The following is a 25,800-nucleotide window of genomic DNA, read 5'->3' on the forward strand; positions in this document are numbered from 1 at the left end:
GCTGCCGCAGGCTGCGATCTTTTGATTTTTATACCCCAGGCACACCGTTTTCCCAGGCCGACCAGTGCTTGAGGATGTCCTGCACCAACGGATTCCCTGCGCGATAAAGGTTTTCCAAGGCTGGGACAAATCCACCTTGGTCAGCATATTTGAGCAAGTTATCTATCTCACTGCCGCCCGGTTCAGGGCGGTCGAAATCGGAGCCGGCGCGCACCACCGCCAGGCGCTGTACATCCACCAGCCCTTCACGACTGGCGCGCAACAGCGCCTCATAGGTCGAGTTGTCTTCCTGCTGTGTCGTGCAGTATTCGCCCTTGTTGTCGGTCAGCAGTCTGGTCCAGACCTCGGCCCGTTCGCTCAAGCGCGTGCCGGAAAACCAGGTGTTGCCGGCCAGTGTGTCGCAACGGGTAACGACGGGTGGCTGATTGGCCGGCGCCGACGGATATTTCAGGCGCCACGCCGCCGATTCCTTACTCTCGCTCAGTTCGACCTTGTGGCTGAGGGCGAAGGCTTTGTCTTGCAGTTTCGCGTTCAGTTCGAACACTTCAGTCTTGTAGTCCAGTGGCGGTTTTTCGTTCGGGCTTTTGCTGTTGATGCCCAGATAACCGGTCGGCCAGGTCGACGGCGCATCGCGTGAATCGATCTCCCACTGCGTGCCGAATTCCACCAGATAATGCGCCCACGCGGCGGTGCCGATGGTCCCGTGTTTTGGGCTGATCCCGGCGATGCCAGCGATCAGGAAATAGCTTTTACGCAAGTCGAATTTCGGCGACAACGCCAGTGCGAGAGTCGAGGCGGCGGCGTTGGTCTGGCCCATGCCAGTGGTCAACAGGCACACCTGCTGCGCATTGCAGCGGATGTTCGGGTACTCGGCGGACAGACCCGGTACGCGGATTTCCTGCTTCAGCTGCAGACGATCAATCCAGTTTTGCGCCTCGGGGGCGAACATGGTGATCAGCACTACCTTCGGTTGAATCGGTGCCTCGGCCGCCCCGGCGGTAGAAGAGAGCAGGGCCAGACCGGCCAGGGTCAGACGCGTGATTGCTTGCATGAAACCTCCTGAAAATCAGAACTGATAACCGACACCGGCGTAGTAACCCCAGCCATTGGAACGTGCGCGGAAATCACCGTCGCCGAAGTTCAGCTCGCTGCCGTCCTCCCAGTTGCCGCCGTTGTGGAAATAACGCCCGACCAGGGTGAAGCGCAAATGGGTGAACGAGTAGAGCAAGACGTTGGTCGCCACCGTCGCATTGGCGGTGCGTGCCGGGTTGTCCTTGTGGATGTCGGAGCCGAAATCGAAGTTGGTGAAGCCGATGTAGGTCAGCGAAGCGCCGTTGCTGAATTTGTCGATGGGCACGATGTACTTGAGCTGGGCGCGGTAGCCGTCCCACGAATACTCGTTGCTCGCGCCGTAGTTTTCCCACTGGTAACGACCGTAGAGGTTGGCCGACAGATTGACCCGCGAGTGGGTGTCGATATCGGTACCGAAACCGCTGTACAGCGTGTTGGCGCGGTTCTCTTTGCGGCTGCCGTGGTCGTAGATCCAGTCGAACGCGACGTACCATTCCTTGAACGGGCCGATGGCCAGGCTGCGGCCGGCGAGGTAGTCGATGGAGATACGCGGTTCGTGTTCCATAAACAGCGGCGAGCCGTGATCCCAGACACCTTTGTCGTGGCTGTTGCCGATGTTGAAGATTTTCGGCACGTCGATGTAGCCGTACAGTTCGAACGGACCCTTGCGACCGAAGTACTCGTATTCCAGGTAGATGTCGTCGGACGGCTGCGGGCCGAAACTGATGTCTTTGCTGCCGATCAGCATCAGATCCTGGTTGTACCAGTCCGACAGGTATTCGCCTTTTTTCGGCGGGCTGGCTTCCGGGCTGAGGGCTTCGCCCTGGGCGGATTCTTCTGGTAGCGCGGGCTGAGCGAAAGCGCTGGCGCTGAGAAGTCCGGTAACGCCGGTAAGAAGCAAGGAAACAGCAAACGTGCGCGCAAATGGTGCGCGAAAGGGGGATGCGGTGTGCATTCAAAGTCCTTTTTTGCGGATCGAAGCCCGTGTTCCGTGGGCTTGTACGGTTTTGTTACGAAAACCTTGAGATTGACGTTACGCAAACGTTTGCACAAGCCGTACCAGTTTTTTCAATGCCATGAAATATCGATGAATTCGCAAATTTAACTGACGGACTGATCAGCAATACCTGATTACCGCAAAACCCCTGTAGGAGTGAGCCTGCTCGCGATGGCGGTGTGTCAGAAAAGTATCCGTTAACTGACACTCCGCTATCGCGAGCAGGCTCACTCCTACAGGTGGCTGCGGCGGGTTGGAGCCCCGTGGATACGGGCTGAAACGCTTATTCCAGACGCCTCTAGTATTAAAGTATTAACACCATTTAATCCGTGCCCCATTGCCGGGCGTCTACTAGCTTTGTCCCCAATCAACGGTTTTGTGATGACCGTCGCAGTCTTGATTCGCGTGTGGAATAAGCGCGGCTTTGCACGCATTCAAGGAAGAAATTGGCCACGACAAGGAGTAGCCCGTGGAAGCAAGGTTTGGTATTGCCCTCGTTTCGCGTTTTTCCCCTCTTTCCCTTGCTGTGCATCTGAGCGTCGCCGGGCTGCTGTTCGGCGGGATCAGTGCCCCTGCGCTGGCCACATGCTCCACGGCCGGTTCAATCGTGACGTGCACGGGGGTGCCGCCACTGCCACTGGTTCCCAACGACTTCGCCAGTGCCACGAACAACCTGACGGTCAACGTCAACAGCGGCGCGCAGATGAACGCGACCCTTGGCGGGCATGTCATGGATCTGACGGGGGTCGGCATCACCCTGAACAACTCCGGCATCATGGATCCGGCAGTCCTTGGGCTGATATCGGTGTTGAGCGGCGGTGCATTTATCGGGAACGGCGCGACCAGCACGGTCAATGTGCTCAACAATACGGGCGCGATCATGCGCGGTACCGGCATGTTGCTTGGGCTTAACCTGACCAGCGTCAATGGCCTGGCCATCGCGGTGAACAACGCCGCTGCCGGCACCACCACCCTCACCAACAACGGCACCATCACTTCGACCGGACTCTCGATCGGTGGCATCACCCTGGCCGATACTCCGGTGATCGGCGTCTACGGTGGCTCGCAGGTCAACATGACCAACAGCAACACCGGTGTGATCAACGGCCGTATTGCCTTCGAAACCTCAGCGGCGGGCAACACCTTCACCAACGCCGGTGCGATTACCGGCGGTGTGTCGATGGGCGCGGGGAGCACCAACACCTTCACCGCGGTGACCGGTTCTTCGGTGCAGGTCGGTGACGGCGTGCAAGTCAGTGTCGGGCTTGGCGGCCTGATCAACATCAACCTGACGTTCGCTCCGACCGGCACGGTCGATGGTGGTTTGGGCGGCACCAACAGTCTGATCCTGCAAAACCCGGGCGGCGTCGGCGGCGGTATCACCGGGACGGGCACGGCATCGAGCGCCACCTACGTCAACTTCAACAACCTGACCCTCAACAGCGGCACCTGGACCTTGCAGGGGCCACTGGTCAGCGGTGCGACCACGCTCAACGGCGGTATCGCCAATTTCAACAACAACGCCACCTTCGGCAGCGGCGTGCTCACGTCCAACGGCGGGATTCTGCAGGCCAGTAATGCCGGGTTGAACATCAGCAACCTGATCTCCCTCGGCGCTGGCGGCGTGACGGTGCAAGGCACTAACGCGACCACGCTGAGCGGGGTGATTTCCGGCAGCGGTGGCCTGACCAAACTCGACGCCAGCCAGTTGAACCTCAGCGCTGCCAACACCTATCTGGGCAACACCACGCTCAATGGCGGCACCGTGCAGGTCAGCAACAATCAGGCGTTCAGCACCGGCAGCCTCAACGTCACCGGCGCGACAACGCTGAGCGCACCGGGCACCATCAGCCTGGCCAACGCCATCAACCTCGGCGGCACCTTGACGGCCGGCGGCACGGGCGCACTGACGCTCGGCGGCTTGATCAGCGGCAGCAGCGGCCTGACCAAAACCGGCAGCGGCAGCCTGACGGTCAGCGGCGCCAACAGCGGTTTTACCGGCACCACCACCCTGAGCGCCGGCAGCCTGCTGGTGACCAATAACAACTCGCTGGGCAGCGGTGCGCTGAACACCGCCGCCGGCACCAGCCTCGACAGCACCACCAACGTGACGCTGGCCAATAACATCGGCATGACCGGCGCGCTCAACGTGCTCGGCAGCAATGCGCTGACCCTCGGCGGCGTGTTGAGCGGCACTGGCGGCATCACCAAATCCGGCACCGCCAGCCTGACCCTGACCGGCAACAACACTAACTCAGGCAACACCGCCCTCAATGCCGGCACGTTGTTCGTTGGCAGCAATACCGCGCTGGGGACCGGCGCACTGAGTGCGGCGGCCGGCACTGTGCTGGATGCGACTGCTGCGGTGACACTGGCGAATGCCGTCGCACTGGCCGGCGGCGTGACCATTGGCGGCACCCAGGCATTGGGCTTGAGCGGCGTCGTCAGCGGTGCCGGCAACCTGATCAAGAGCGGCACGGCGAACCTGAGCCTCAGCGGCAACAACACCTTCTCCGGCGGCACCGCACTGAATGCCGGCACGCTGATTGTCGGCTCCAACACGGCGCTGGGGACCGGCGCACTGACCACGGCGGCGGGCACCACACTCGATGCCAGCAGCGCAGTTGCATTGACCAACGCGGTCTCGCTCGGCGGCAATCTCAATGTCGGCGGCAGCGCTAACCTGACCCTCGGCGGCATCGTCAGCGGCAGCGGCGGGCTGACTAAAAACGGTGCAGCCAACCTGATTCTCAACGGCGCCAACACCTTTCTCGGTGCCATTGCGCTGAACGCCGGTACGATCACCGCAGGCGCCAACGCGGCGCTGGGTAGCGGCAACATCACCGTGGGCGGTGTAGCTACCCTCGACAGTAATGCGGCGGTGACCCTGAACAACGCCGTCATCCTCAACAACAGCCTGGGGATCGGCGGTAGTAACGCGCTGACCCTCGGCGGGGTGATCAGCGGCGCCAGCCAACTGGTGAAAAACGGCGCCGCCAATCTCACGCTTAACGGCACCAACACCTACAGCGGCGGCACCACGCTGAATGCTGGCAGCCTCACCGTCGGCAACGGCGCAGCACTGGGCACTGGCGCCTTGTCGGTGGAAGGCGCGGGCACGCTCAACAGCAGCTCGGCCGTGACCCTGAACAACAACGTGATTCTCAACGCCAACCTCACCGCCGGCGGCGCCAACGCACTGACCCTTGGCGGGGTGATCAGTGGCGGCAACGGGCTGATCAAAACCGGCGCTTCGAGCCTGACCCTCAGCGGCAACAACACCTACACCGGCACCACGGCGCTGAATGCCGGTTCGCTGATTGTCGGCTCCAACACCGCCCTCGGTACCGGCACACTCAACGCCTCGAACGGCACCACCCTAGACGCCAGCACCGCCGCGACGCTGGCCAACAACGTCAACCTCACCGGCACTCTGACTGTGGGCGGCACTAATGCGCTGACCCTCGGCGGCGTGGTCGCCGGAATCGGCGGGCTGACCAAGAACGGCGCTGCCGATCTGACCCTCAACGGCGCCAACACTTATTTTGGCAACACCGTGTTGAACACCGGCAAACTGATCGTCGGCAGTAACACCGCGCTGGGTTCCGGTACGTTGAACGCGGCGGCCAACACCACGCTGGACGCCAACACGGCCGTCAGCCTGAACAACGCCGTCGCGCTGGCCGGCGCCGTGAACATCGGCGGCACAGCGAATATGACGCTGACCGGTCTGGTCAGCGGTGCCGGCAGCCTGGTGAAAAACGGCACGGCCAATCTGATTCTCAACGCCGCCAACAACTACCTCGGCGGCACCACGCTGAACGCCGGCACACTGACCGTCGGCAACAGTTCGGCATTGGGTTCTGGCGCATTGACCGTCGCTGGCGCGTCGACGCTGGACAGCAACTCGCCGCTGGTCAGCCTCAACAACGCGGTCGCCCTGAATGCCGGACTGACCGTGGGCGGCACGCAGAATCTCACCCTCGGCGGCGTCACCAGCGGTACTGGCCCACTGATCAAGAACGGCACTGCCAATCTGACCCTTAACGGCAACAACACTTTCAGCGGTGGCACCACTTTGAATGCCGGTACGCTGACCTTGGGCAATGCCAACGGTCTGGGCAGCGGCGCATTGATCGTCGGCGGCGCGGCGACGCTGGATAACAGCGCGTCGTTCGGCATCGGCAACGCGATCACTTTGAACGCCGGGCTGACCGTCGCCGGCAACAACGATTTGAGCTTGAACGGCATCATCGACGGTGCCGGCAACCTGACCAAAAACGGTTTGTCTGACCTGGCCCTGGCGGGCAACAACACCTTCACCGGTGCGCTGAACATCATCTCCGGCAGCGTCACCACGCTCAACAACAACGCCTTGGGCAATACCTCCGGGGTCAACATCAGCGCCGGCGCCGGGCTCAATCTGGGCAGCAACGCCAGCCTCGGTGCGCTGACCGGCAGCGGCAGTGTGCAACTGACCGGCAGCAACCTGCTGACCGTCGGCAGCGGCGACGTCACCAGCACCTTCGACGGCGATCTCAGTGGCAGCGGTGGCCTGGTCAAAGTCGGCAGCGGCACCTTGAACCTCACCGGGATCAACGGCATCACCGGCAACACCGCGATCAATGGCGGTACCGTCGACCTCAGCGGTTCGCTGGCCAGTGCGCAGGTCAACGTCAACACCGGCGGTACCCTCACCGGCACCGGTTCGGCAATTGGCAGCGTCAACATCAACAGCGGCGGCCATCTGGCCTTGTCGTCGGGCAACCAACTGTCTGCCAGTGCGTTGACTCTCGCGGCCGGCAGCAACGTCGATGTCGCGTTGGCAACACCGTCGACCACGTCGCTGATGAATGTCGGCGGCAACCTCACCCTCAACGGCAATCTCAACGTCACCGATGCCGGCGGTTTCGGTGTCGGTGTGTATCGCCTGTTCAACTACACCGGCGCCCTGACCAATCTGGGTCTGGATGTCGCCAGCGTGCCGGTCGGTTATGGCCTCGGCGATCTGGTGGTACAGACCGGCGTGGCCAATCAGATCAACATTCAAGTGTCGGCACCGAACGTCAATATCCGTTACTGGGACGGCAGCCAGACCATTGCCAACGGTGTGGTCGATGGCGGCAGCGGCACGTGGAACGCGGTCGGCACCAACTGGACCGATGCCAACGGCCTGATCAACCAGCCGTGGGCCGGTGATTTCGCGGTATTCCAAGGCACCGCTGGCACCGTGACGGTGAACGGCACGCAAGCCTTCACCGGCATGCAGTTCCTCACCGATGGCTACAACGTGGTCAACGGCGCGGCGGGGCAACTCACTGCAGTCAACGGCACTGGCGGTACCACTTCGTTGCGCGTCGATCCGGGCGTGACGGCGACGATCAACGCCAATATCAATGGCAGCGGCATTCTCAATAAACTCGACAGCGGCACGCTGGTACTCGGCGGCGCCAATGCCTACACCGGTGGCACGCAACTGGACGGCGGCAAAATCATCGTCGGCAGCAACACTGCGCTGGGTACCGGCACGTTGACGGCGAATGCCGGCACACAACTGGACAGCAACGCGGCGGTGACCCTGGCCAACGCCGCGACACTGAACGGCAACCTCACCGTGGTCGGCAGCAATGCGCTGACCCTCAACGGCGTCATCGGCGGCACCGGTGGCCTGATCAAGAACGGCGCGGCCAACCTGACCCTTGGCGGCAATAACGCCTTCCTCGGCCCGGTCGCGCTGAATGCCGGCGGGCTGATTCTGGCGTCGAACTCGGCGCTGGGTTCCGGCACGTTGAACGCGGCGGGCGGCACCACGCTGGATGCCAGCACGGCGGTGTTGGTGAACAACGCGGTCAACCTGGCCGGCAATCTCGGCATCGTCGGCACGGCGGATCTGACGCTTGCTGGCACTGTGAATGGCGCCGGCAGTCTGAGCAAAAACGGCGCATCGAACCTGACCCTCAGCGGCAACAACAACTTCCTCGGCGGCACCACCCTGAACGCCGGCACTTTGACCGCCGGCAGCAACTCGGCGCTGGGTCTGGGCAACCTGACCGTGGCCGGTGCCTCGGCGCTGGACAGCAACAGTGCGTTGAGCCTGGGCAACAACGTCGTGCTCAACGCCAATCTGAGCAACACCGGCAGCAATAACCTGACCCTCGCGGGTGTGGTCAGTGGCGCGGGCGGGTTGATCAAGAACGGCGCGTCGAACCTGACGCTCACCGGCATCAATACTTACACGGGCGGCACCACGCTGAACGCCGGTACGCTGACGCTCGGCACTGACGGCGCATTGGGCAGCGGCGCGTTGACGGTCGCGGGCGATGCAACGATCGCTAACAGCGCACCACGGACACTGGCCAACAACATCAACGTCAACGCCAATTTGAGCGTCACCGGTGACAACGCCCTGAGCCTGAACGGCGTGATTGCGGGTAGCGGCACGCTGACCATGAACAGCCTGGCGGTACTGAGTCTTGGTGGCAACAACACTTTCAACGGTCTGATCGATGTGTTGAGAGGCAGCCTGAACACCGTCGGCAGCACCGCGCTGGGCGATAACGCTAGTGTCAATCTCGCCGCCGGTACCACGCTCAATATCGGTGATTCGACCAGCATCGGCAGCCTGACCGGTGACGGCACGGTGGGCATAGGTGACTTTGACACCCTGAGCATTGGAGGCAACAACCAGAGCAGTACATTCGCTGGCGTCCTCAGGGACGGTATCGATCCGGGCGGGTTGACCAAGCTGGGCAGCGGCACATTGACCCTGACGGGCATCAACACCCTCTCTGGCGACACCAACGTCAACGCCGGCACCCTGCAGGTCAACGGCTCGCTGGCCAGCGGCAATGTGCTGGTCAACAACGGCGGCACCCTCGGTGGCAGCGGCACCTTGAGCGGTGCCGTGACGGTGGCCGATGGCGCTCATCTGGCGGGCGTTACCGGCAGCACGTTGAATGTCGGTTCGCTGACCTTCAACGGCAACTCCAACTTCGACGTCGGCCTTGGCACACCGGTCGCAGGTGGCGGCAATGCGCTGGTCAACGTCGGCGGCAATCTGACCCTCGACGGCAACCTCAACGTCACTGATATCGGCGGCTTCGGCAGCGGCGTCTATCGCCTGATCAACTACACCGGCGGCCTCACCGACAACGGCATGCTGATCGGAACCGTGCCGGGCAGCGTGACGCCGGGCGACCTGACCTTGCAAACCGCGCTGGCCAATCAGATCAACCTGCTGGTGACTGCACCGGGCGTCACCGTGCAGTTCTGGGACGGCAATCAGCTGGTCGCCAACGGTTCGGTCGAGGGTGGCAGCGGCACCTGGGGGACTGGCACCACCAACTGGACCGACGTCAACGGCACCACCAACCAAGGCTGGGGCAACAACTTCGCGGTGTTCCAGGGCGCGGCCGGCACGGTCACCGTCAACGGCGCGCAAACCATCACCGGCATGCAGTTCGTCACCGACGGCTACAGCCTGGTGAACGGCACGGCGGGCTCGCTGAATCTGGTCAACGGTTCGATGGGCAACGCTTCGATCCGCGTCGATCCGAACGCCACGGCTACCATTGGCGTCGCGCTCAACGGCGCAGGCACCCTCGGCAAGTACGACACCGGTACGCTGGTGCTCAACGCGGCCAACGGCTACACCGGCGGAACCGCGCTCAATGGCGGCAAGATTGTGGTGGGTAATAACGCTGCGCTCGGCACAGGCGTTTTGACCGCCGCCGATGGCACGGCGCTGGACAGCAACGCCGCTGTGACCTTGGCCAATGATGTGGTGGTCAACGGTGGCTTGACCGTCGCCGGCTCCAACGCCCTGACCCTGGATGGCGACGTCAGCGGCAGCGGCAGCCTGCTCAAGGCCGGCGCTTCGAGCCTGACCCTCAACGGCAACAACAGCTACAGCGGCGGCACTCAACTCGCTGGCGGTACGCTGATTCTCGGCAACAATAGCGCGATCAGCAGCGGTGCATTGAACGTGGCCGGCAACGGCACGCTCGACAGCACTTCGACGCTGCAACTGGCTAACGCCATTAACCTCGGCGCGCAACTGACCCTTGCCGGCAATCAGAACACCACGCTGATCGGCGCGATCACTGGCAACGGCAGTCTGCTGAAAAACGGTTCTGGCGACCTCGTACTCAGCGGCGCCAATACCTACAGCGGCGGCACTGCGCTGAACGGCGGCAGCACCCGTGGCGACACCAGCAGCCTGCAAGGTGCAATCGTCAACAATGCCACGCTGACCTTCGAACAAAACGCCGATGGCAGCTACACCGGCAATCTCACCGGCGCTGGCACGCTGAACAAAACCGGCAGCGGTCAATTGCTCCTGAGCGGCAACAACGGCTTCACCGGCAGCACGGCGGTGCAGGCCGGTACGCTGCGGGTCAATGGCGTGCTCAACAGCAGCAATGTCAACGTTGCCAGCGGTGCGAAACTGGCGGGCGGTGGCCAGCTCAGCGGTGCTGTGCAACTGGCCAACGGAGCAACGCTGGTCGGCGGCGGCACGGCGACGCCGTTGTCGGTCGGTGCGCTGGCGTTATCGTCGGGGACCAATCTGGACTTCAGCCTCGGCTCGGCGACCAGCTCGACCACCGTGGTCAACGTGGCCGGCAACCTGACCCTCGACGGCACGCTGAATGTCAGCAACGCCGGCGGCTTCGGGACCGGTGTCTATCAACTGTTCAGCTACGGCGGCAGCCTGACCGACAACGGTCTGGTCTACGGCAGCCTGCCGGTGTCGGCAAGCAATCTGACGCTGCAAACCGCCATCGCCAACCAGATCAACCTGCTGGTGCAAGGTACGCCGGGTGAGGTGCAGTTCTGGAACGGTGGCAAGACCAATCCGGATGGCAGCATCGGCGGCGGTAGCGGCGTATGGGGGCCTGGCACCAACTGGACCGATCCGAATGGTACTCAGGCGCTGGCGTCGAACGGTCAGTTCGCGGTATTTGGCGGGCAGGGCGGTACGGTCACCGTGCAGGGCAATCAGAACTTCACCGGCCTGCAATTCCTCGCCAATGGCTACAGCCTGACGGCAGGTGCCGGTGGCAGCCTGACGCCGGTCAACGGGCCGGACGGCAGCCTCGCACCGGTACGCGTCAACTCTGGCGCAAGTGCAGAAATCTCCGTACCGCTGGTGGGCACCGGCGGTATCGAGAAGCTTGATTCCGGCACGCTGGTATTGAGCGGCGCCAACACTTACAGCGGTGGCACCACGGTCAGTGGCGGTACGCTGGTCGGTAACTCCACCAGCTTGCAGGGCAACATTACAGACAACGCCACGCTGGTGTTCCAGCAGAACGCCAATGGCCAGTTCAACGGGCGCCTCAGCGGTCTAGGCGCGATGGCCAAACGCGGCACCGGCACCTTGCAGTTGACCGGCGATAACCCGTTCAGCGGCACTGTGGCGGTCGATCAAGGCGTGCTGCAAGTCGGCAGCCGCTCGTCGCGGGCGTCGTTGGGCGGGCAAGTCACCGTGGCCAATGGCGCCGGTCTGAGCGGTAACGGCAGCGTCGGCTCGGTCGTCAACCACGGCGTCGTGCAATCGGGTTCCGAGGCGGGCACGTTGAGTGTCGCCGGCAACCTGACCAACGCCTCCGACGGCGTACTGGCCCTGACCGTCAGCTCGCCAACCGCCACGCCGTTGGCGGTCGGTGGCACAGCGACGCTGGGCGGCGGCTTGCAAGTCAACTCGCTGGCACCGTTCACCGGCAATGCCGTGTACTCGCTGATCACCGCCGGTGGCGGTGTGGTCGGGACCTTCAGCGCCGCAGACCTGCCGCAATACGCGTTCCTCGATTCGGCACTGGTGTACGACGCCGACGCGGTCAATCTGGTGGTCAGTCGCAACGGCAATTCCTTTGTCGATGTCGCCGCTACCAAAAACCAGCGCAACACTGCCTCGGCGTTGATGCGCAACGGTGCAGCGGGCGCGGCGTTGCAGAACCAAATCGTCAACCTCAGTGTCGCCGGGGCGCGTAATGCCTTCGACAGTCTGTCCGGGGAGATCCACGCCAGCACCGCCAGCGCCATCCTCGAAGATTCGCGATACGTGCGCGAAGCGGTCAACGACCGTATGCGCCAGCCGTCGTGCAGCGCAGCCGATGATCCACGCCGTGCATTGGCACCGAGCGACAACCAGTTGAGCAGCAACGGTTGCCACGGCGAAATGGTCGGCTGGGCCCGCGCCCTCGGCGCTTGGGGTGAGTCGGATGGCGACAGCAACAGCGCGAAACTCGATCGCAACCTCAGCGGTTTCATGCTCGGCACCGACAAGCAGCTCGATGACCAGTGGCGCGTGGGCATGGCCGCCGGTTACACCCGCAGCGACCTCGATGCCCATGATCGTCGCTCGGATGCCACCGTCGAAAGCTACCACCTGGCGGCATACCTCAACTCGCAGTTCGATGCTCTGGCGGTGCGCCTTGGCGCGGCGTACAGCTGGCACGACATCGAAACCAAACGCGACGTCAGCGTCGGGACTTACAACGACCGGTTGAAGGCTGACTACGACGCCCGCAGCGCGCAGGTATTCGGTGAAGTTGGCTACACGATTGAAGCCGCCGGGGTTGCCCTGGAACCCTTCGCCGGCCTGGCGTACGTCAACTACGACAGCGACAAGGCCAAGGAAAAAGGCGGGGAGGGGCGTCTGAGGGCTGAGGCCGATCAGGACATCACCTTCTCGACCCTCGGCTTGCGCGCCGGCAAAGTCATCACCCTGGCCAACGGCGGGCAATTCACCCCGCGCGCGGCCATCGGCTGGCGGCATGCCTTTGGCGACACCAAGCCTGACGCCGACCTGAGCTTCATCGACGGCGGCGCCTCGTTCAGCACGCAGGGCGTGCCGATTGCCAAGGACAGCGCGATTGTCGAAGCGGGTGTCGACTTCCAGATCAGCCCGACCGGCAAGCTGGGCATTGGTTATTCGGGGCAACTGTCGAATGACAACAATGACCATGCGATGACGGTGAGCTTCAGCCTTGGCTTCTGATTAAGGGTCGAAGCACTTTTAGCCGCCCGTGAGGGCGGTTTTTTTTCAGGATCAAAAGATCGCAGCCTGCGGCAGCTCCTACAGGGGATCTATGTAGGAGCTGCCGCAGGCTGCGATCCTTTGATCTGTGGCTTTCGGTCCGGCTGTCCGGGCTCTGCTAGAATCGGCCCCATTAACTGCCAGAGAACTCCCCATGAGCGAGCCGATTCGTCTGACCCAATACAGCCACGGCGCCGGTTGCGGCTGCAAGATTTCCCCGCAGGTGCTCGAAGTGATCCTGGCCGGCAGCGGTGCGCAGAACCTCGATCCGAAACTGTGGGTCGGCAATGCCTCGCGTGATGATGCGGCGGTATACGAGATCGATGCCGAGCGCGGTGTGGTCTCGACCACCGACTTCTTTATGCCGATCGTCGATGATCCATTCGATTTTGGCCGCATTGCCGCCACCAACGCGATCAGCGATATCTACGCGATGGGCGGCGATCCGCTGATGGCGATTGCGATCCTCGGCTGGCCGGTCAATGTGCTGGCGCCGGAAGTCGCGCGTGAAGTGATTCGTGGCGGCCGCGCGGTGTGCGACGCGGCGGGCATTCCGTTGGCGGGCGGGCATTCGATCGATGCGCCGGAACCGATTTTCGGCCTCGCCGTCACCGGTCTGGTGGAAAAACGTCACATGAAACGCAACGACACCGCCACCGCCGGCTGCCTGTTGTACCTGACCAAACCGCTGGGCATCGGCATCCTCACCACGGCCGAGAAGAAAGGCAAATTGCGCGCCGCCGACGTTGGCGTCGCTCGCGACTGGATGTGCACGTTGAACAAACCCGGCAGCCGCTTTGGCAAACTGGCCGGTGTCACGGCGATGACCGACGTCACTGGTTTCGGCCTGCTTGGGCATCTGGTTGAAATGGCGGACGGCAGCCAGTTGACCGCGCGCATCGCCTATGACCGCGTGCCACGGCTGGACAGCGTCGAGTATTACCTCGATCAGGGCTGCGTACCTGGCGGTACGCTGCGCAATTTCGACAGCTATGCGAGCAAGGTCGGGCGTGTGCAGGAGCTGCACAAACGCGTGCTCTGCGATCCGCAAACCAGTGGCGGCCTGCTGATTGCCGTCACCCCCGAGGGCGATGCCGAGTTCCTTCGTGTCGCCGCCGAACTGGGCCTGAACCTGGCGCCAATCGGCGAACTGGTTGAGCGACAGACGAACGCAGTCGAGGTGATCTGATGCTCCGCGACTGCACTGACTACCGAGACATTTTCCTCAACGACCGGCCGCTGATGGATGCGCGTGCGCCGGTCGAGTTTGACAAAGGCGCGTTCCCCGGCGTGATCAACTTGCCGCTGATGAACGACCTCGAACGGCAAAAAATCGGCACCTGCTACAAGCAACACGGTCAGCAGGCCGCCATCGAATTGGGCCATCAACTGGTGAGCGGCGCGGTGAAGGCCGAGCGCATCCAGGCCTGGGCTGATTTCGCCCGCGCCCATCCTGATGGTTATCTCTATTGTTTTCGTGGCGGCCTGCGTTCGCAGATTACTCAACAGTGGCTGCGTGACGAAGCAGGTGTCGACTATCCGCGCGTCGGCGGTGGTTACAAGGCGATGCGCAACTTTCTGATCGACACCACCGAGCAGGCCATCACGCAATGTGATTTCGTTTTGCTCGGCGGTATGACCGGCACCGGCAAGACCGAAGTGCTGGTGCAGTTGCGCAATGGTCTGGACCTGGAAGGTCACGCCAATCATCGCGGTTCCAGTTTCGGCAAACGCGCCACCGGGCAGCCGTCGAACATCGATTTTGAAAACCGTCTGGCCATCGACATTCTGAAAAAACGTGATGCCGGTATCGAGCAGTTCGTGCTGGAGGATGAGAGCCGGGTGGTCGGCAGTTGTGCCTTGCCGCTACCGTTGTATCAGGGTATGCAGCAGTACCCGATGATCTGGCTCGAAGACCGTTTCGAAGATCGCGTGGAGCGGATTCTGCGCGATTACGTGGTGGATCTTTCGGCGGAATTTGCGACGGTGCATGGGGAGGAGGGCTTTACCTTGTTCTCGGAGCGGCTGCTGGAAAGCCTCAACAACGTGCAGAAACGCCTTGGTGGCGAGCGTCATCAGCGAATGTTGCTGTTGATGGAAGCGGCGTTGATCGAACAGGCGCGCAGCGGTGCGGTGGATCTGCATCGTGGCTGGATCGAGGGTTTGCTGCGCGAGTATTACGACCCGATGTATGTGTTTCAGCGCGAGAAGAAGGGCGGGCGGATCGAGTTTGCCGGGGAGCGTGGGGCGGTGCTTGAGTATTTGCGCGAGCGGGTGAACCAGAAAGATTGACAGTGTTTTTGCCGGCCTCATCGCTGGCAAGCCAGCTCCCACAGGTATTGTGGGTGTACACAGATTATGGATATCCACGATAACTGTGGGAGCTGGCTTGCCAGCGATGAGGCTCGTAAAGGCAACAAGTGACTCAGGTCGGGCAGGTTTCCTTGCCATGATCCAGCCCCTGCTTGTAGCTATGGCTCTGCAAACTCGCCTTGCCGTTGTGCCAGGTCAGCGTCAGCACATACAGCGAGTCAAAGTCATCACCCGACCAGTCGTCGGTGATGCTCTGCTTGCCGCCAACGGCTTTGCCGGCAACCTTGTTGATCAATTCCGGCAGATAACCGTGCGACCACGCCGTATAAATCGTCGAGTTGTGATACTTGTCGGCGGTCAGTTCGCGGGCCAGATCGCTGGTGTCATTGGCGGAAAACTCGATGTTCACCGGCAGGCCAAGCTTGATTGCCGCCGGGCTGATGGTCATCAGCGGACGAATGTAGCTGTAGGAGTTGTCCAGCTCGCCTTCCTCGACATTGCGCGTCGGGTTGGCGGCGAACACGTAATCGGCCTTGCCGAATTTTTCCGGCAGCAGTGTCGACAGGTCGATCGCGCGGTTCAAACCCTGGCAGTTGAGCTGGCCGAGACCGCCGGCAGGTTTCTCGGCATGGCGCAGGAACACCAGGGTCTGTGTTCCGTCTACCGGTTGCGCGCGACTTTCGCTGGATTCCAGCGACAGCATTAACGCACTGACCGCCAGCAGCGAGGGCAGCGCCACATAGGCGCGATGTTTGAAGCGTTTGGCGAATCTCATCAGGTTCGTCATGGAATAAGGGGTTCTTCAGCAAATTCGATTAAGGCTGACAAACCTTTACACCGCAGGCTTCCAGCACTGAGTGTTTTCCCTGTCGTGACCAGCTTCCTCTGCTACAAAGACCTAGCTCAGAGTCCACTGAGGCCGATTTGGTTCGATCCCGCACTTTAGCGGCAACCTCCAACGGTCTGGTCGCAGCTTAACCACAGGATGTTACGGTTCATGTAGGAGCTGCCGCAGGCTGCGATCTTTTGATCCTGCATGAAGGCTCAAGATCAAAAGATCGCAGCCTGCGGCAGCTCCTACATTATGATCGGGGTTCAATTTGTGACTGGATGCTTCCCATGACCGATCTGTCCGCGTTCCCGATCACCCAGAAATGGCCGGCGCAGTACCCTGACTGGATTCAGCTCTATTCCTTGCCGACCCCCAACGGCGTCAAAGTGTCGATCATGCTCGAAGAAATCGGCCTGCCGTACGAGCCGCACAAGGTCGCTTTCGACCAGAATGATCAGTTGTCGCCGGAGTTCCTCTCGCTGAACCCGAACAACAAGATCCCGGCGATCCTCGACCCGCATGGCCCGGAGGATCAGCCGCTGCCGTTGTTCGAGTCCGGCGCGATCCTGATTTACCTCGCCGACAAAAGCGGTCAGTTGCTGGTGCAGGAAGGCGCGGTGCGCTATGAAACCCTGCAGTGGCTGATGTTTCAGATGGGCGGTATCGGCCCGATGTTCGGTCAGTTGGGGTTCTTCAATAAATTTGCCGGCAAGGATTACGAAGACAAGCGCCCGCGTGATCGTTATGTCGACGAAAGCAAACGCCTGCTCAAAGTCCTCGATACCCGCCTGGAAGGCCGCGACTGGCTGATGGGCGAGCGCTACACGATTGCCGACATCGCCACGTTCCCGTGGGTGCGCAACCTGATCGGCTTCTATGAGGCCGGTGATCTGGTCGGCATCCAGAACTTCCCCAACGTCACCCGCGTGCTCGAGCGCTTCCTTGCCCGCCCGGCGGTCATCCGTGGCCTGACGATCCCCTCCTGACCCCCCATATCCCCCTGTGGGAGCGGGCTTGCTCGCGAAAGCATCCGGTCAGTTGACGGATCTGTTGCTGACACAGCGCCTTCGCGAGCAAGCCCGCTCCCACAGTGGATTGGTGTTGCGGCACAGGGATTATTGCGTGCCCGGTAATGCACTCTTGATTGATCCAGGTTTGTACCGCAACCCCCGCAAGGCATAAGCTTCGCCCCCTACGACTTTCGTCTCATCTGCCGTTTTTTCAGGAAAGGCCCCATGTCCAGTCAGTTCCCCGAAGCACGTCCCCGCCGTCTGCGCCGCAATGCGAGCCTGCGCAGCCTGTTCCAGGAAACCGAATTCAGCCTGAACGATCTGGTGCTGCCGATTTTCGTCGAAGAAGAAATCGACGACTTCGTGCCGATCAAAAGCATGCCCGGCGTGGTGCGTATTCCCGAGCGCAAACTGGCCAGCGAGATCGAGCGCTATGCCCGTGCCGGGATCAAATCGGTGATGACTTTTGGCGTGTCGCATCATCTGGATGGCAACGGCAGTGATACCTGGCGCGAAGACGGCCTGGTCTCGCGCATGTCGCGCATCGCCAAGGATGCCGTGCCGGAAATGATCGTGATGTCCGACACCTGCTTTTGCGAGTACACCGATCACGGCCACTGCGGCGTGATGCACCACCATGAAGTCGACAACGACCAGACCCTGATCAACCTCGGCAAACAAGCCGTGGCAGCGGCCCACGCCGGTGCTGACGTGATCGCGCCGTCGGCGGCGATGGACGGCCAGGTGCGGGCGATTCGTCAGGCACTGGACGCGGCCGGATTCACCCAGATTCCGATCATGGCCTATTCGACCAAATTCGCCTCGGCGCTGTATGGCCCGTTCCGCGAGGCCGGTGGCAGCGCGCTGAAGGGCGACCGCAAAAGTTATCAGATGAACCCGATGAACCGCCGCGAAGCGCTGCGTGAATCGCTGCTCGATGAGCAGGAAGGTGCCGACGCGCTGATGGTCAAACCGGCCGGCGCGTACCTCGACATCATCCGCGACATTCGTGAAGCCTCGAACTTGCCGCTGTCGGCGTATCAGGTCAGTGGCGAGTACGCGATGATCAAGTTCGGCGCGCAGGCCGGGGCGATTGATGAAGATCGTGTGGTGCGTGAAAGCCTCGGCGCGATCAAACGCGCGGGTGCGGATCTGATTTTCACCTACTTTGCGATGGATCTGGCGTTGGCCGGGATCTGATTTAAAGATCAAAAGATCGCAGCCTTCGGCAGCTCCTGCATATTCCCTGTAGGAGCTGCCGAAGGCTGCGATCTTTTTTATGAACCGTTGAAGAAAGGCCGGATGCCGTGATCGCGGAAGTAGCGTTCGATCACTTTCGGGTCGGCGCTGTTGTCGGCAATCGCCACATAGGTATCCGGACGCAGCAGGTAGAAGCCGTTACGCCCCAACCCCGCCGTTTCAAACGCCGGGCGCCAGTCGAACACATGCAGCGGCAAATGATGCTCGTGGCACCAGGCGATCATCTCGTCGCTGGTGTCGCCATACACATGCACTTGCCAGCACGGCTGGCGTAGCGGTTCGTAATTGTCCCCCTCACCATCATGCGCCCACGGCAAGCGGTCGCCGCCGTGCACGTGGCCGGCGGTGCCGTGGCTCAGCGGCATGCCGCGATAGTTGAGGGTGACTTGCGACACGGTGCGAAAGAGGAACTCGCGGCTGGCTTCGAACGAGGCCATTTTCGGGATCAGAAACGGTGCCACGCGCATGCGCAGCAGATCGGCCAGACGACCCTCGGCGGTGACAAAACTGAAGACCTTGTCGGTGGTCGACACCAGCCGGCGCGCGAAGGCGATGCGCTCGGCTTCATAGCTGTCGAGCAGGCTCGTTTCGGCGCCGCCACTGAGCACCGCCGCCAGCTTCCACGCCAGATTGATCGCGTCGCCGATACCCGTATTCATGCCCTGACCGCCTGCCGGGCTGTGCACATGCGCGGCATCGCCGAGCATAAACGCGCGGCCCTGGCGAAAGTGTTCGGCGACGCGGTGATGCACGCGGTAAGTCGAAAACCAGTGGACGTCCTCAATGTGCACTTTCAGGTGTTCGATGGCACGGCTGCTGACATCGGAAAACTCCAGGGTTTCGGCACAATCCGCGCGCTCGTCACGCACGGTGCCGATCAACCGTGCACGGCCTTCGCCGGCCAGTGGAAACACCGCGAGAAAGTCCGCTTCATCCAGGTCCAGATGCAACTCGCCATTCAGCGCCGGCCCACTCGCCAGCACATCCGCGACATAGAAAATCTGCTGATAGGTGCCGCCGGGAAAATCCGCATCGAGGGTTTTGCGCACCACCGAGCGGGCACCGTCGCAACCGGCCAGATAGCAGGCCTGGCAGACTTCCTGCTCACCATCGGGCAGGCGTAAATGTGCGGTAATTCCGTCGCCGTTTTCCTCGAAACTTTCCAGCGTGGTGTTGCGTTCCACCGTGATGCCATAGTCTTCGAGACGATCGATCAGCAGCCGTTCGTGTTCGTCCTGCGGGAAGATTTCGACGAACGCGTAAGGCGTCAGGCCTTCGCCGATGCGATTGAGCGGCAACTGCGCAACCGGTTTGCCGTTGACCCAGAAATTCGCCGCCGCCACGCGATGGCCGTTGCGCACCACGGTGTCGGCCAGATCGAGCTGGCGATACAACTCCAGCGTCCGCGCCTGCACCGCCAGCGCCCGCGAGGTGGTGCCGGGCGCCGAGGTTTTATCGATAATGCGCACGCGCACGCCGAGTTTGCTCAGCCACAGAGCCAGCACCAGGCCGGTGGGGCCGGCGCCGATGATCAGGACGTCGCTGCGGTTCATGGGATTGTCCTTCGTTTGCTGTGCAGCAAGTATGGATCAGAAGGAGCGGGTGGCCAGTTGATCGGCCAGACGGAAAAAGGCCCCGCAGCGGTGAGGCTGCGGGGCCTTTTTCGGGTGTTCGGCAGGGGGACTGTTGCGTGGCGTAGATCCGGGCCCCTCACCCCAGCCCTCTCCCGAGGGAGAGGGAGCCGATTGGGGGGCTTTCAAAACCTGAGTTCGACACGATGGTTCAGGTCGGCGTAACTCGAAAGAACACTCCAGTCAGTCCCCTCTCCCTCCGGGAGAGGGCTAGGGTGAGGGGCTTTTTTCAGCGTTAGAAATCAATAGTGCCGGACAACTTCGCCACACGCGGTTCACCCTGCGTCAGATACCCACCCTGTGCCGATTCCCAATACTTCTTGTTCGCCAGGTTTTCCACGCCCAGACGCACGGTCACGTCCTTCTCCGAGACCTTGAACGCATAACGCGCGCCAGCGTCGAAGCGGTTCCAGGTCGGCAGGCTCAGATTGTTCGCCGCGTCGGCGTACTGACCACCGGTACGCAGCATCCGCGCATTCAGCGCTACACCTTGCAGGCCAGGCACATCCCAATCCGCGCCGGCGTTGAACTGGAAGGTCGGCACGCCGATCGCACGGTTGCCATCGTTGGCGCCGTTCTGGGTGTTCTTCAGTTCGGTGTCCATCAAGGTCAGGCCGCTGATCAGGCGCAGGCCGCTGATCGGTTCGCCGAAGACGTTCATTTCTACGCCTTTATTGACCTGCTCGCCTTCACGCACGTAGGTGCAGGTGGTGGCGCTGTTGATCTCGCAGTAACCGTCGCTCGGTTGCTCGATGCGATAGACGCCCAGGCTCGCGCCGTAGGTGCCCATGTCGACTTTCACCCCGGCCTCGGTCTGCTTGGAGCGGGCCGGTGCATACACCTCGTTGCCGTTGGTCACGCGCAAGCCGCCGGTGCTGGTCGGCGAGGTTGGGCCTTGCGCCAGGCCTTCGATGTGGTTGGCGTAGAACGACACGTGTTCCCACGGTTTGAAGACGATGCCGTAGACCGGCGTGGTGATCGATTCGTCGTAGGCCGACTTGCGGCTGCCACTGCCGTAACTGGCGTAGTTGTAGCCTTGCACGACCAGTTGTTGACGACGCAGGCCGGCGGTGACCAACAGGCGATCATCGAAGAAACCGAGGGTGTCGGAGATTGCGGCGCTGCGGTTGAAAGTCTTGCCGACGATGCCCGGATCGTTGACATCGCCGCCAGAGAAGTTGCCGACTGGCGACGGCGCTTCCACCGGGTGATAGATGTTGTTGGCGTACTTGGTCAGGTCGAAATCGTAGGCGCTGCGCTGTTCGGCCCAGATGCCGGTGAGGCCGAAGTTGAGCTTGTGGCTGACCGCGCCGGTGTTGAATTTACCGTTGAGGCCGGCCATGACGCTGGTGTTGTCTTCGTCATGCGGAATGAACGAGCCAGTGGTGTTCGAGGCGCCGTTGTTGCCGACCAGCGTGGTCGAGTTGTAGCGCCCGACTTCACGGGTGTGCTTGGCACCACCGGCGACGTAGGCAGTCCAGCTGTCGTTCAGATCGTACTCGGCGCGGAGCATGCCGAAGGTGTCTTCGATGTCGGTGTAGCCCCACTTCGGCGCGTAGTTGGTGTCAGCCGATGGCGCGTCCGGAATGTGCGTGGCAGTACCAAGGTTGACCGAGTTACGGCCACCGTTGACGCGTTCTTTCTGGTAGGCGAAATCGCCGGACAGGCGCAGGGCATCACCGCGATAATCGAGGCCGATGGCGAACAGTTTCGAGCGCTGGTTCTCGTGATCGATGGCGGTGTCGCCTTCGCGCTGGGACAGGTTGACCCGCGCGCCGAAGCGGTTGTCTTCACCGAAACGCTGGCCGATGTCGAAGTGCTGACCGACGCGGCCTTCACTATTGATGTCAGTGGTGTAGCGGCGCAACGGCACGTCACCGGCGCGTTTTGGTTGCAGGTTGACGCCGCCGCCAATGCCGGAACCGGTTGGGGTCACGCCATTGATGAAGGCGTTCGGGCCTTTGAACACTTCCACGCGCTCCAGAGCGTCGGTGGAAATGATCTGCCGTGGCAGCACGCCGTAGAGGCCGTTATAGGAAATATCATCGCCGGTCAGCGGCAAGCCACGGATCATGAAGATCTGCGCCTGGTTGGAGAAACCGGACGCCTGGCGCACGGAGGAATCGTTGAGCAGCACGTCAGCGACGTCTTCGGCCTGCTGATCCTGGATCAGTTGTTCAGTGTAGGACGCGGCGCTGAACGGCACGTCCATCATGTCCTGATTGCCCAACACGCCCAACTGACCGCCGCGAGCAACCTGACCACCGGCGTAAACCGGGGGCAGGGCGTCTGGCGTCGGGGCTTGTGCGTTGATGTTGACGTTGTCCAGCACCAACTCTTTGTTATCGCCTTCGGCGGCGTGAGCGGTAACGGTCAGGGAGCACAGCAGGGCAAGAAGCGTCGGGCGAAAAGGAACGCCGATTCGGGCTGGAGCGGGCATGTTTCGTACCTGGAGGCGCACGGCCGGTGAGAAAAAGTAAGGGCGGCGCGGGAACTCCTTGCGCAAATGCGACTCCAGGTGCAAATGATATGTTTTCTCAGTAACGTTTTGCAATCAGTTTGTCACTACTCCCCATAACACCATGTAGGAGCTGCCGCAGGCTGCGATCTTTTGATCTGTTTTTTTAAAATCAAAATCAAAAGATCGCAGCCTGCGGCAGCTCCTACACGGATTGTGTATGGTGTTCGGGCTTAATGGACTGGATGGAGCAACATGCACAACCATCGATTATCGATCACGCTTGCGACATTGCTGGTACTCGCCGGTTGCGCTGGCCAGCGCAGCAGCGAACCGGTGCCGCGTGCACCCGCCGAAGTGAAGGCCGAAATCGTCCGGCTGATGCCGGCGAAAACCCCTGACCGGCAAGGTTGGGCCACTGACATCTACGCCGCGTTTGCCGCGCAGAACATCAGCCCGACCACGCAGAATCTGTGCTCGGTACTGGCTGTCGCCGAACAGGAATCGACCTTTCAGGCCGACCCCACGGTACCCGGCCTGGGCAAGATCGCCCGCGACGAAATCGACCGCCGCGCCGGCAAAGTGCACATTCCCGGCTTGTTGGTCAGTGGCGCGCTGCAAGTGCGCTCAACCAATGGCAAGACCTACAGCGAACGCCTGAACGCGGCGCGTAGTGAAAAAGAACTCAGCGCGATTTTCGACGACTTCATCGGCAGGGTGCCGATGGGCCGCACGCTGTTTGGCGGCTTCAACCCGGTACACACCGGCGGACCGATGCAGGTCAGCATCGAATTTGCCGAACAGCACGCCAAGGATTATCCGTACCCGGTGGACGGCACGATCCGTCACGAAGTGTTCAGCCGGCGCGGCGGTATGTATTTCGGCATCGCCCACTTGCTTGGCTATCCGGTGAGTTACCGCGAGCCGCTGTATCGCTTCGCCGACTTCAACGCCGGTTGGTACGCCAGCCGCAACGCGGCGTTTCAAAACGCGGTGAGCCGCGCCTCGGGCATCCCGCTGGCGCTGGACGGCGACCTGATTCGCTACGACTCGATCATGCCCGGCAGCACCGAACTGGCGGTGCGCACCCTCGGCAAGTCATTGGGCATGCGCAACCCGAGCATTCGCGATCAACTGGAGAAGGGCAAAACCCTCGAATTCGAAGAAACCAAACTCTATCAACGGGTGTTCGAACTGGCTGAGCAAGCGGAGGGTAAAAAGCTGCCGCGTGCAGTGTTGCCGGGGATTGTGCTGCAAAGCCCGAAAATCACCCGAAAACTGACCACGGCGTGGTTTGCCAAGCGTGTGGACGAGCGCTACAAACGCTGCATGGCCAAGGCCGGATAAAGCCGCCAGACATAAAAAACCCGGCCAAGGGAGCCGGGTTTCTCTGGGGTGTTGCGCTTGCCGCCATGCATTCAGGCAACGCGACGTTCAAGCAGCCGATCCGAACCGCCCTCAGCAACGCGACGTTCGAGCAGACGATCCGAGCCACCTTCAGCAACGCGACGTTCTTGCAGCCGATCCGAACCACCTTCAGCGACGCGACGTTCCAGCAAACGATCCGAACCACCTTCAGCCACACGGCTTTCAATCAGTTTGTCCGAACCGCCTTCAGCGATCATGGTATGCGCCGGGGTGGCGGCGAAAGCGTTGATAGCGAAGACCGAGAAAGCGATACCGAGAAGAGTCTGGCGTTTCATGAGGGTGTGCTCCGGGGTGTTGTTGGTTGGTATGGAGCTGATGTTACGCCGGAGATTTTTTATGAGAACTTCATTGCCGTGATGGTAAACATCGACACCGATGATGGTTCATGTAGGAGCTGCCGCAGGCTGCGATCTGTTGATGTTGCCCTTAAAAAACAAGATCAACAGATCGCAGCCTGCGGCAGCTCCTACATGGGGGATTACAGCACTTTGACGGCGCGGCCGATGGCCTGGATCGGCCCGGTCGGTTTGCCGATCGGCGAACCGTTGGCGCCTTCCAGCGTCAACTCGAACAACTGGTTCGGTTGCAACGGCGGCAACTTGTCCAGCGGCACCGACAAGGCCTGCCCGGGTTTGACCAACCCCAACGACACCGGCCCTTGCCAGCCATCGGCCTTGGTCCAGAACTCCAGCGCCTTGTCCGCCGGCACCTCAACCAGCCCCAGCGGAATCAACTGAATCTCGTGCGAATTGCTCGCCTGGATCACCCAACCTGGCGCCTTGTCCTGCGGCGCGACCAGCACCACCAGATAGCTCGGTGGCGGCGTGGTCTGGGTCAGCAGGATCGTGCCCAGTATCAACGTTGCGGCCAAACCGACGGCGCTCAAACCGCGCCACAGTGGCAGCAGGTTCCACCATGAAGTTGTCGAAGTTTGCTGCGAGAGCCGATCAATGCTGCGTTCGATTCGTGGCCACAACAGCGCCGACGGTTGCTGCGACGGGACCAGATCCGTCAGCTCCAGCAAACGCCGTTCCCAGGCATCCACCGCCGTGCGCAATTCGGGTTCGTTTGGCAAGCGTCGTTGCACCTCGGTCCGCTGTTCCGGCGACAGTGTTCCGAGCACATATTCGCCAGCCAGTTGATCACGCTCCTGCGCTGATTCAGTGGTCATCCCATGCACTCCCGCAATGCGTTGAGGCTGCGTTTGATCCACGCTTTGACGGTGCCCAGCGGCGTGTCGAGACGTGCGGCAATCTGTGCGTGGCTATAGCCGTCGACATAGGCGTGAAGGATGCAATTGCGACGTTGTGGCTCAAGCTGTTCAAGGCAGCGATGGATGCGTGCCGAATGGGCCTGGGCGTCAAAACCATCGTCTTCGTCATCGCCAAGCGACTCATGCTCATCGCCAAGCGACGTCTCGCGGCCCTGATCGCGCAGCAGGTTCAGCGCCAGATGCCGGGTCACGCTGAACATCCAGCCACGCGCCGAACCCCGCGCCGGATCGAACCCCGCCGCGCCGTTCCAGATCTTGATGAACGCCTCATGAACGATGTCCTCCGCCAGCGCCGAATCGCGCACCAGCCGCTTGGCCACGCCGAGCAGACGCGGGCCTTCCTGCACATACAAATCGCGCAGGGCCGCACGCTCGCCGCGCGCGCAGGCGGCGAGACGGGCTTCGTAATCAAACGTGGATCGGGCTAAAGACATGTCGTGCAATCTAGCTCACATTCCCCAAACATCCAGACAACCCATTCCCTGT

13 protein-coding genes and 1 pseudogene are annotated in these 25,800 nt (G+C 61.7%); 6 read left to right on the plus strand and 8 right to left on the minus strand.

The genetic code is table 11. The annotated features are described in order from the left end of the window. Nucleotides 1-28 precede the first annotated feature (28 nt). Nucleotides 29-1,051 carry a purine nucleoside permease gene (locus C2E19_RS11330; RefSeq protein WP_129391807.1) on the minus strand — a complete coding sequence of 341 codons (1,023 nt, stop codon included), beginning with the start codon at nt 1,049-1,051 and terminating at the stop codon, nt 29-31. A 15-nt stretch (nt 1,052-1,066) separates the two neighbouring features. After that, nucleotides 1,067-2,026: a nucleoside-specific channel-forming protein Tsx gene (locus C2E19_RS11335; protein WP_129391810.1), complete on the minus strand. Its 960-nt coding sequence runs from the start codon at nt 2,024-2,026 to the stop codon at nt 1,067-1,069. Between the two features lie 511 nt (nt 2,027-2,537). On the opposite strand from C2E19_RS11335, the gene C2E19_RS11345 reads away from it, so the two are divergent. From C2E19_RS11345 to mnmH, 3 genes are all read left to right on the plus strand, one after another. Next, nucleotides 2,538-13,070 (plus strand): autotransporter-associated beta strand repeat-containing protein, encoded by a 10,533-nt coding sequence (locus C2E19_RS11345; RefSeq protein ID WP_129391813.1) that lies wholly within the window; start codon nt 2,538-2,540, stop codon nt 13,068-13,070. 193 nt (nt 13,071-13,263) lie between these two features. Continuing rightward, complete coding sequence (gene selD, locus C2E19_RS11350; RefSeq protein ID WP_129391816.1) at nt 13,264-14,298, plus strand: selenide, water dikinase SelD; 1,035 nt, start codon at nt 13,264-13,266, stop codon at nt 14,296-14,298. Beyond that, nucleotides 14,298-15,401, plus strand: a complete 1,104-nt coding sequence (mnmH, locus tag C2E19_RS11355; RefSeq protein ID WP_129391819.1) for a tRNA 2-selenouridine(34) synthase MnmH — start codon at nt 14,298-14,300, stop codon at nt 15,399-15,401. The genes selD and mnmH overlap by 1 nt, the downstream gene beginning before the upstream one ends. A 133-nt stretch (nt 15,402-15,534) precedes the next feature. Here the strand turns inward: mnmH and C2E19_RS11360 are convergent, their stop codons facing one another. Continuing rightward, nucleotides 15,535-16,209, minus strand: a complete 675-nt coding sequence (locus C2E19_RS11360; protein WP_129391822.1) for a histidine phosphatase family protein — start codon at nt 16,207-16,209, stop codon at nt 15,535-15,537. Between the two features lie 332 nt (nt 16,210-16,541). Here C2E19_RS11360 and C2E19_RS11365 point away from each other — a divergent pair, with 332 nt between their 5' ends. Next, nucleotides 16,542-17,240: a glutathione binding-like protein gene (locus tag C2E19_RS11365; RefSeq protein WP_129391825.1), complete on the plus strand. Its 699-nt coding sequence runs from the start codon at nt 16,542-16,544 to the stop codon at nt 17,238-17,240. Between the two features lie 249 nt (nt 17,241-17,489). Continuing rightward, nucleotides 17,490-18,464, plus strand: coding sequence for a porphobilinogen synthase (gene hemB, locus C2E19_RS11370; protein ID WP_129391828.1), 975 nt, complete (start codon nt 17,490-17,492; stop codon nt 18,462-18,464). 77 nt (nt 18,465-18,541) lie between these two features. On the opposite strand, the gene C2E19_RS11375 is transcribed toward hemB, so the two are convergent. After that, nucleotides 18,542-20,077, minus strand: a complete 1,536-nt coding sequence (locus tag C2E19_RS11375; protein WP_129391831.1) for an FAD-dependent oxidoreductase — start codon at nt 20,075-20,077, stop codon at nt 18,542-18,544. Nucleotides 20,078-20,390: 313 nt separating this feature from the next. Next, entirely contained in the window at nt 20,391-22,595 is a 2,205-nt protein-coding gene (locus C2E19_RS11380) for a TonB-dependent siderophore receptor (protein ID WP_129391834.1), read from the minus strand. A gap of 273 nt (nt 22,596-22,868) precedes the next feature. On the opposite strand from C2E19_RS11380, the gene C2E19_RS11385 reads away from it, so the two are divergent. Next, entirely contained in the window at nt 22,869-23,960 is a 1,092-nt protein-coding gene (locus tag C2E19_RS11385; protein ID WP_129391837.1) for a DUF1615 domain-containing protein, read from the plus strand. 74 nt (nt 23,961-24,034) lie between these two features. Here C2E19_RS11385 and C2E19_RS11390 read toward each other — a convergent pair. From C2E19_RS11390 to C2E19_RS11405, 3 genes and pseudogenes are all read right to left on the minus strand, one after another. After that, nucleotides 24,035-24,316: pseudogene (locus C2E19_RS11390) on the minus strand (hypothetical protein); the annotation flags it as partial. A 203-nt stretch (nt 24,317-24,519) separates the two neighbouring features. After that, nucleotides 24,520-25,212 carry an anti-sigma factor domain-containing protein gene (locus C2E19_RS11400; RefSeq protein WP_129391843.1) on the minus strand — a complete coding sequence of 231 codons (693 nt, stop codon included), beginning with the start codon at nt 25,210-25,212 and terminating at the stop codon, nt 24,520-24,522. Then, entirely contained in the window at nt 25,209-25,748 is a 540-nt protein-coding gene (locus C2E19_RS11405) for a sigma-70 family RNA polymerase sigma factor (protein ID WP_129391846.1), read from the minus strand. Before C2E19_RS11405 ends, C2E19_RS11400 begins: the two co-directional genes overlap by 4 nt. Between the last annotated feature and the right edge of the window lie 52 nt (nt 25,749-25,800).

The sequence above is a fragment of the Pseudomonas sp. DTU12.3 genome (genome assembly GCF_004124275.1).
Lineage (GTDB): Bacteria > Pseudomonadota > Gammaproteobacteria > Pseudomonadales > Pseudomonadaceae > Aquipseudomonas > Aquipseudomonas helmanticensis.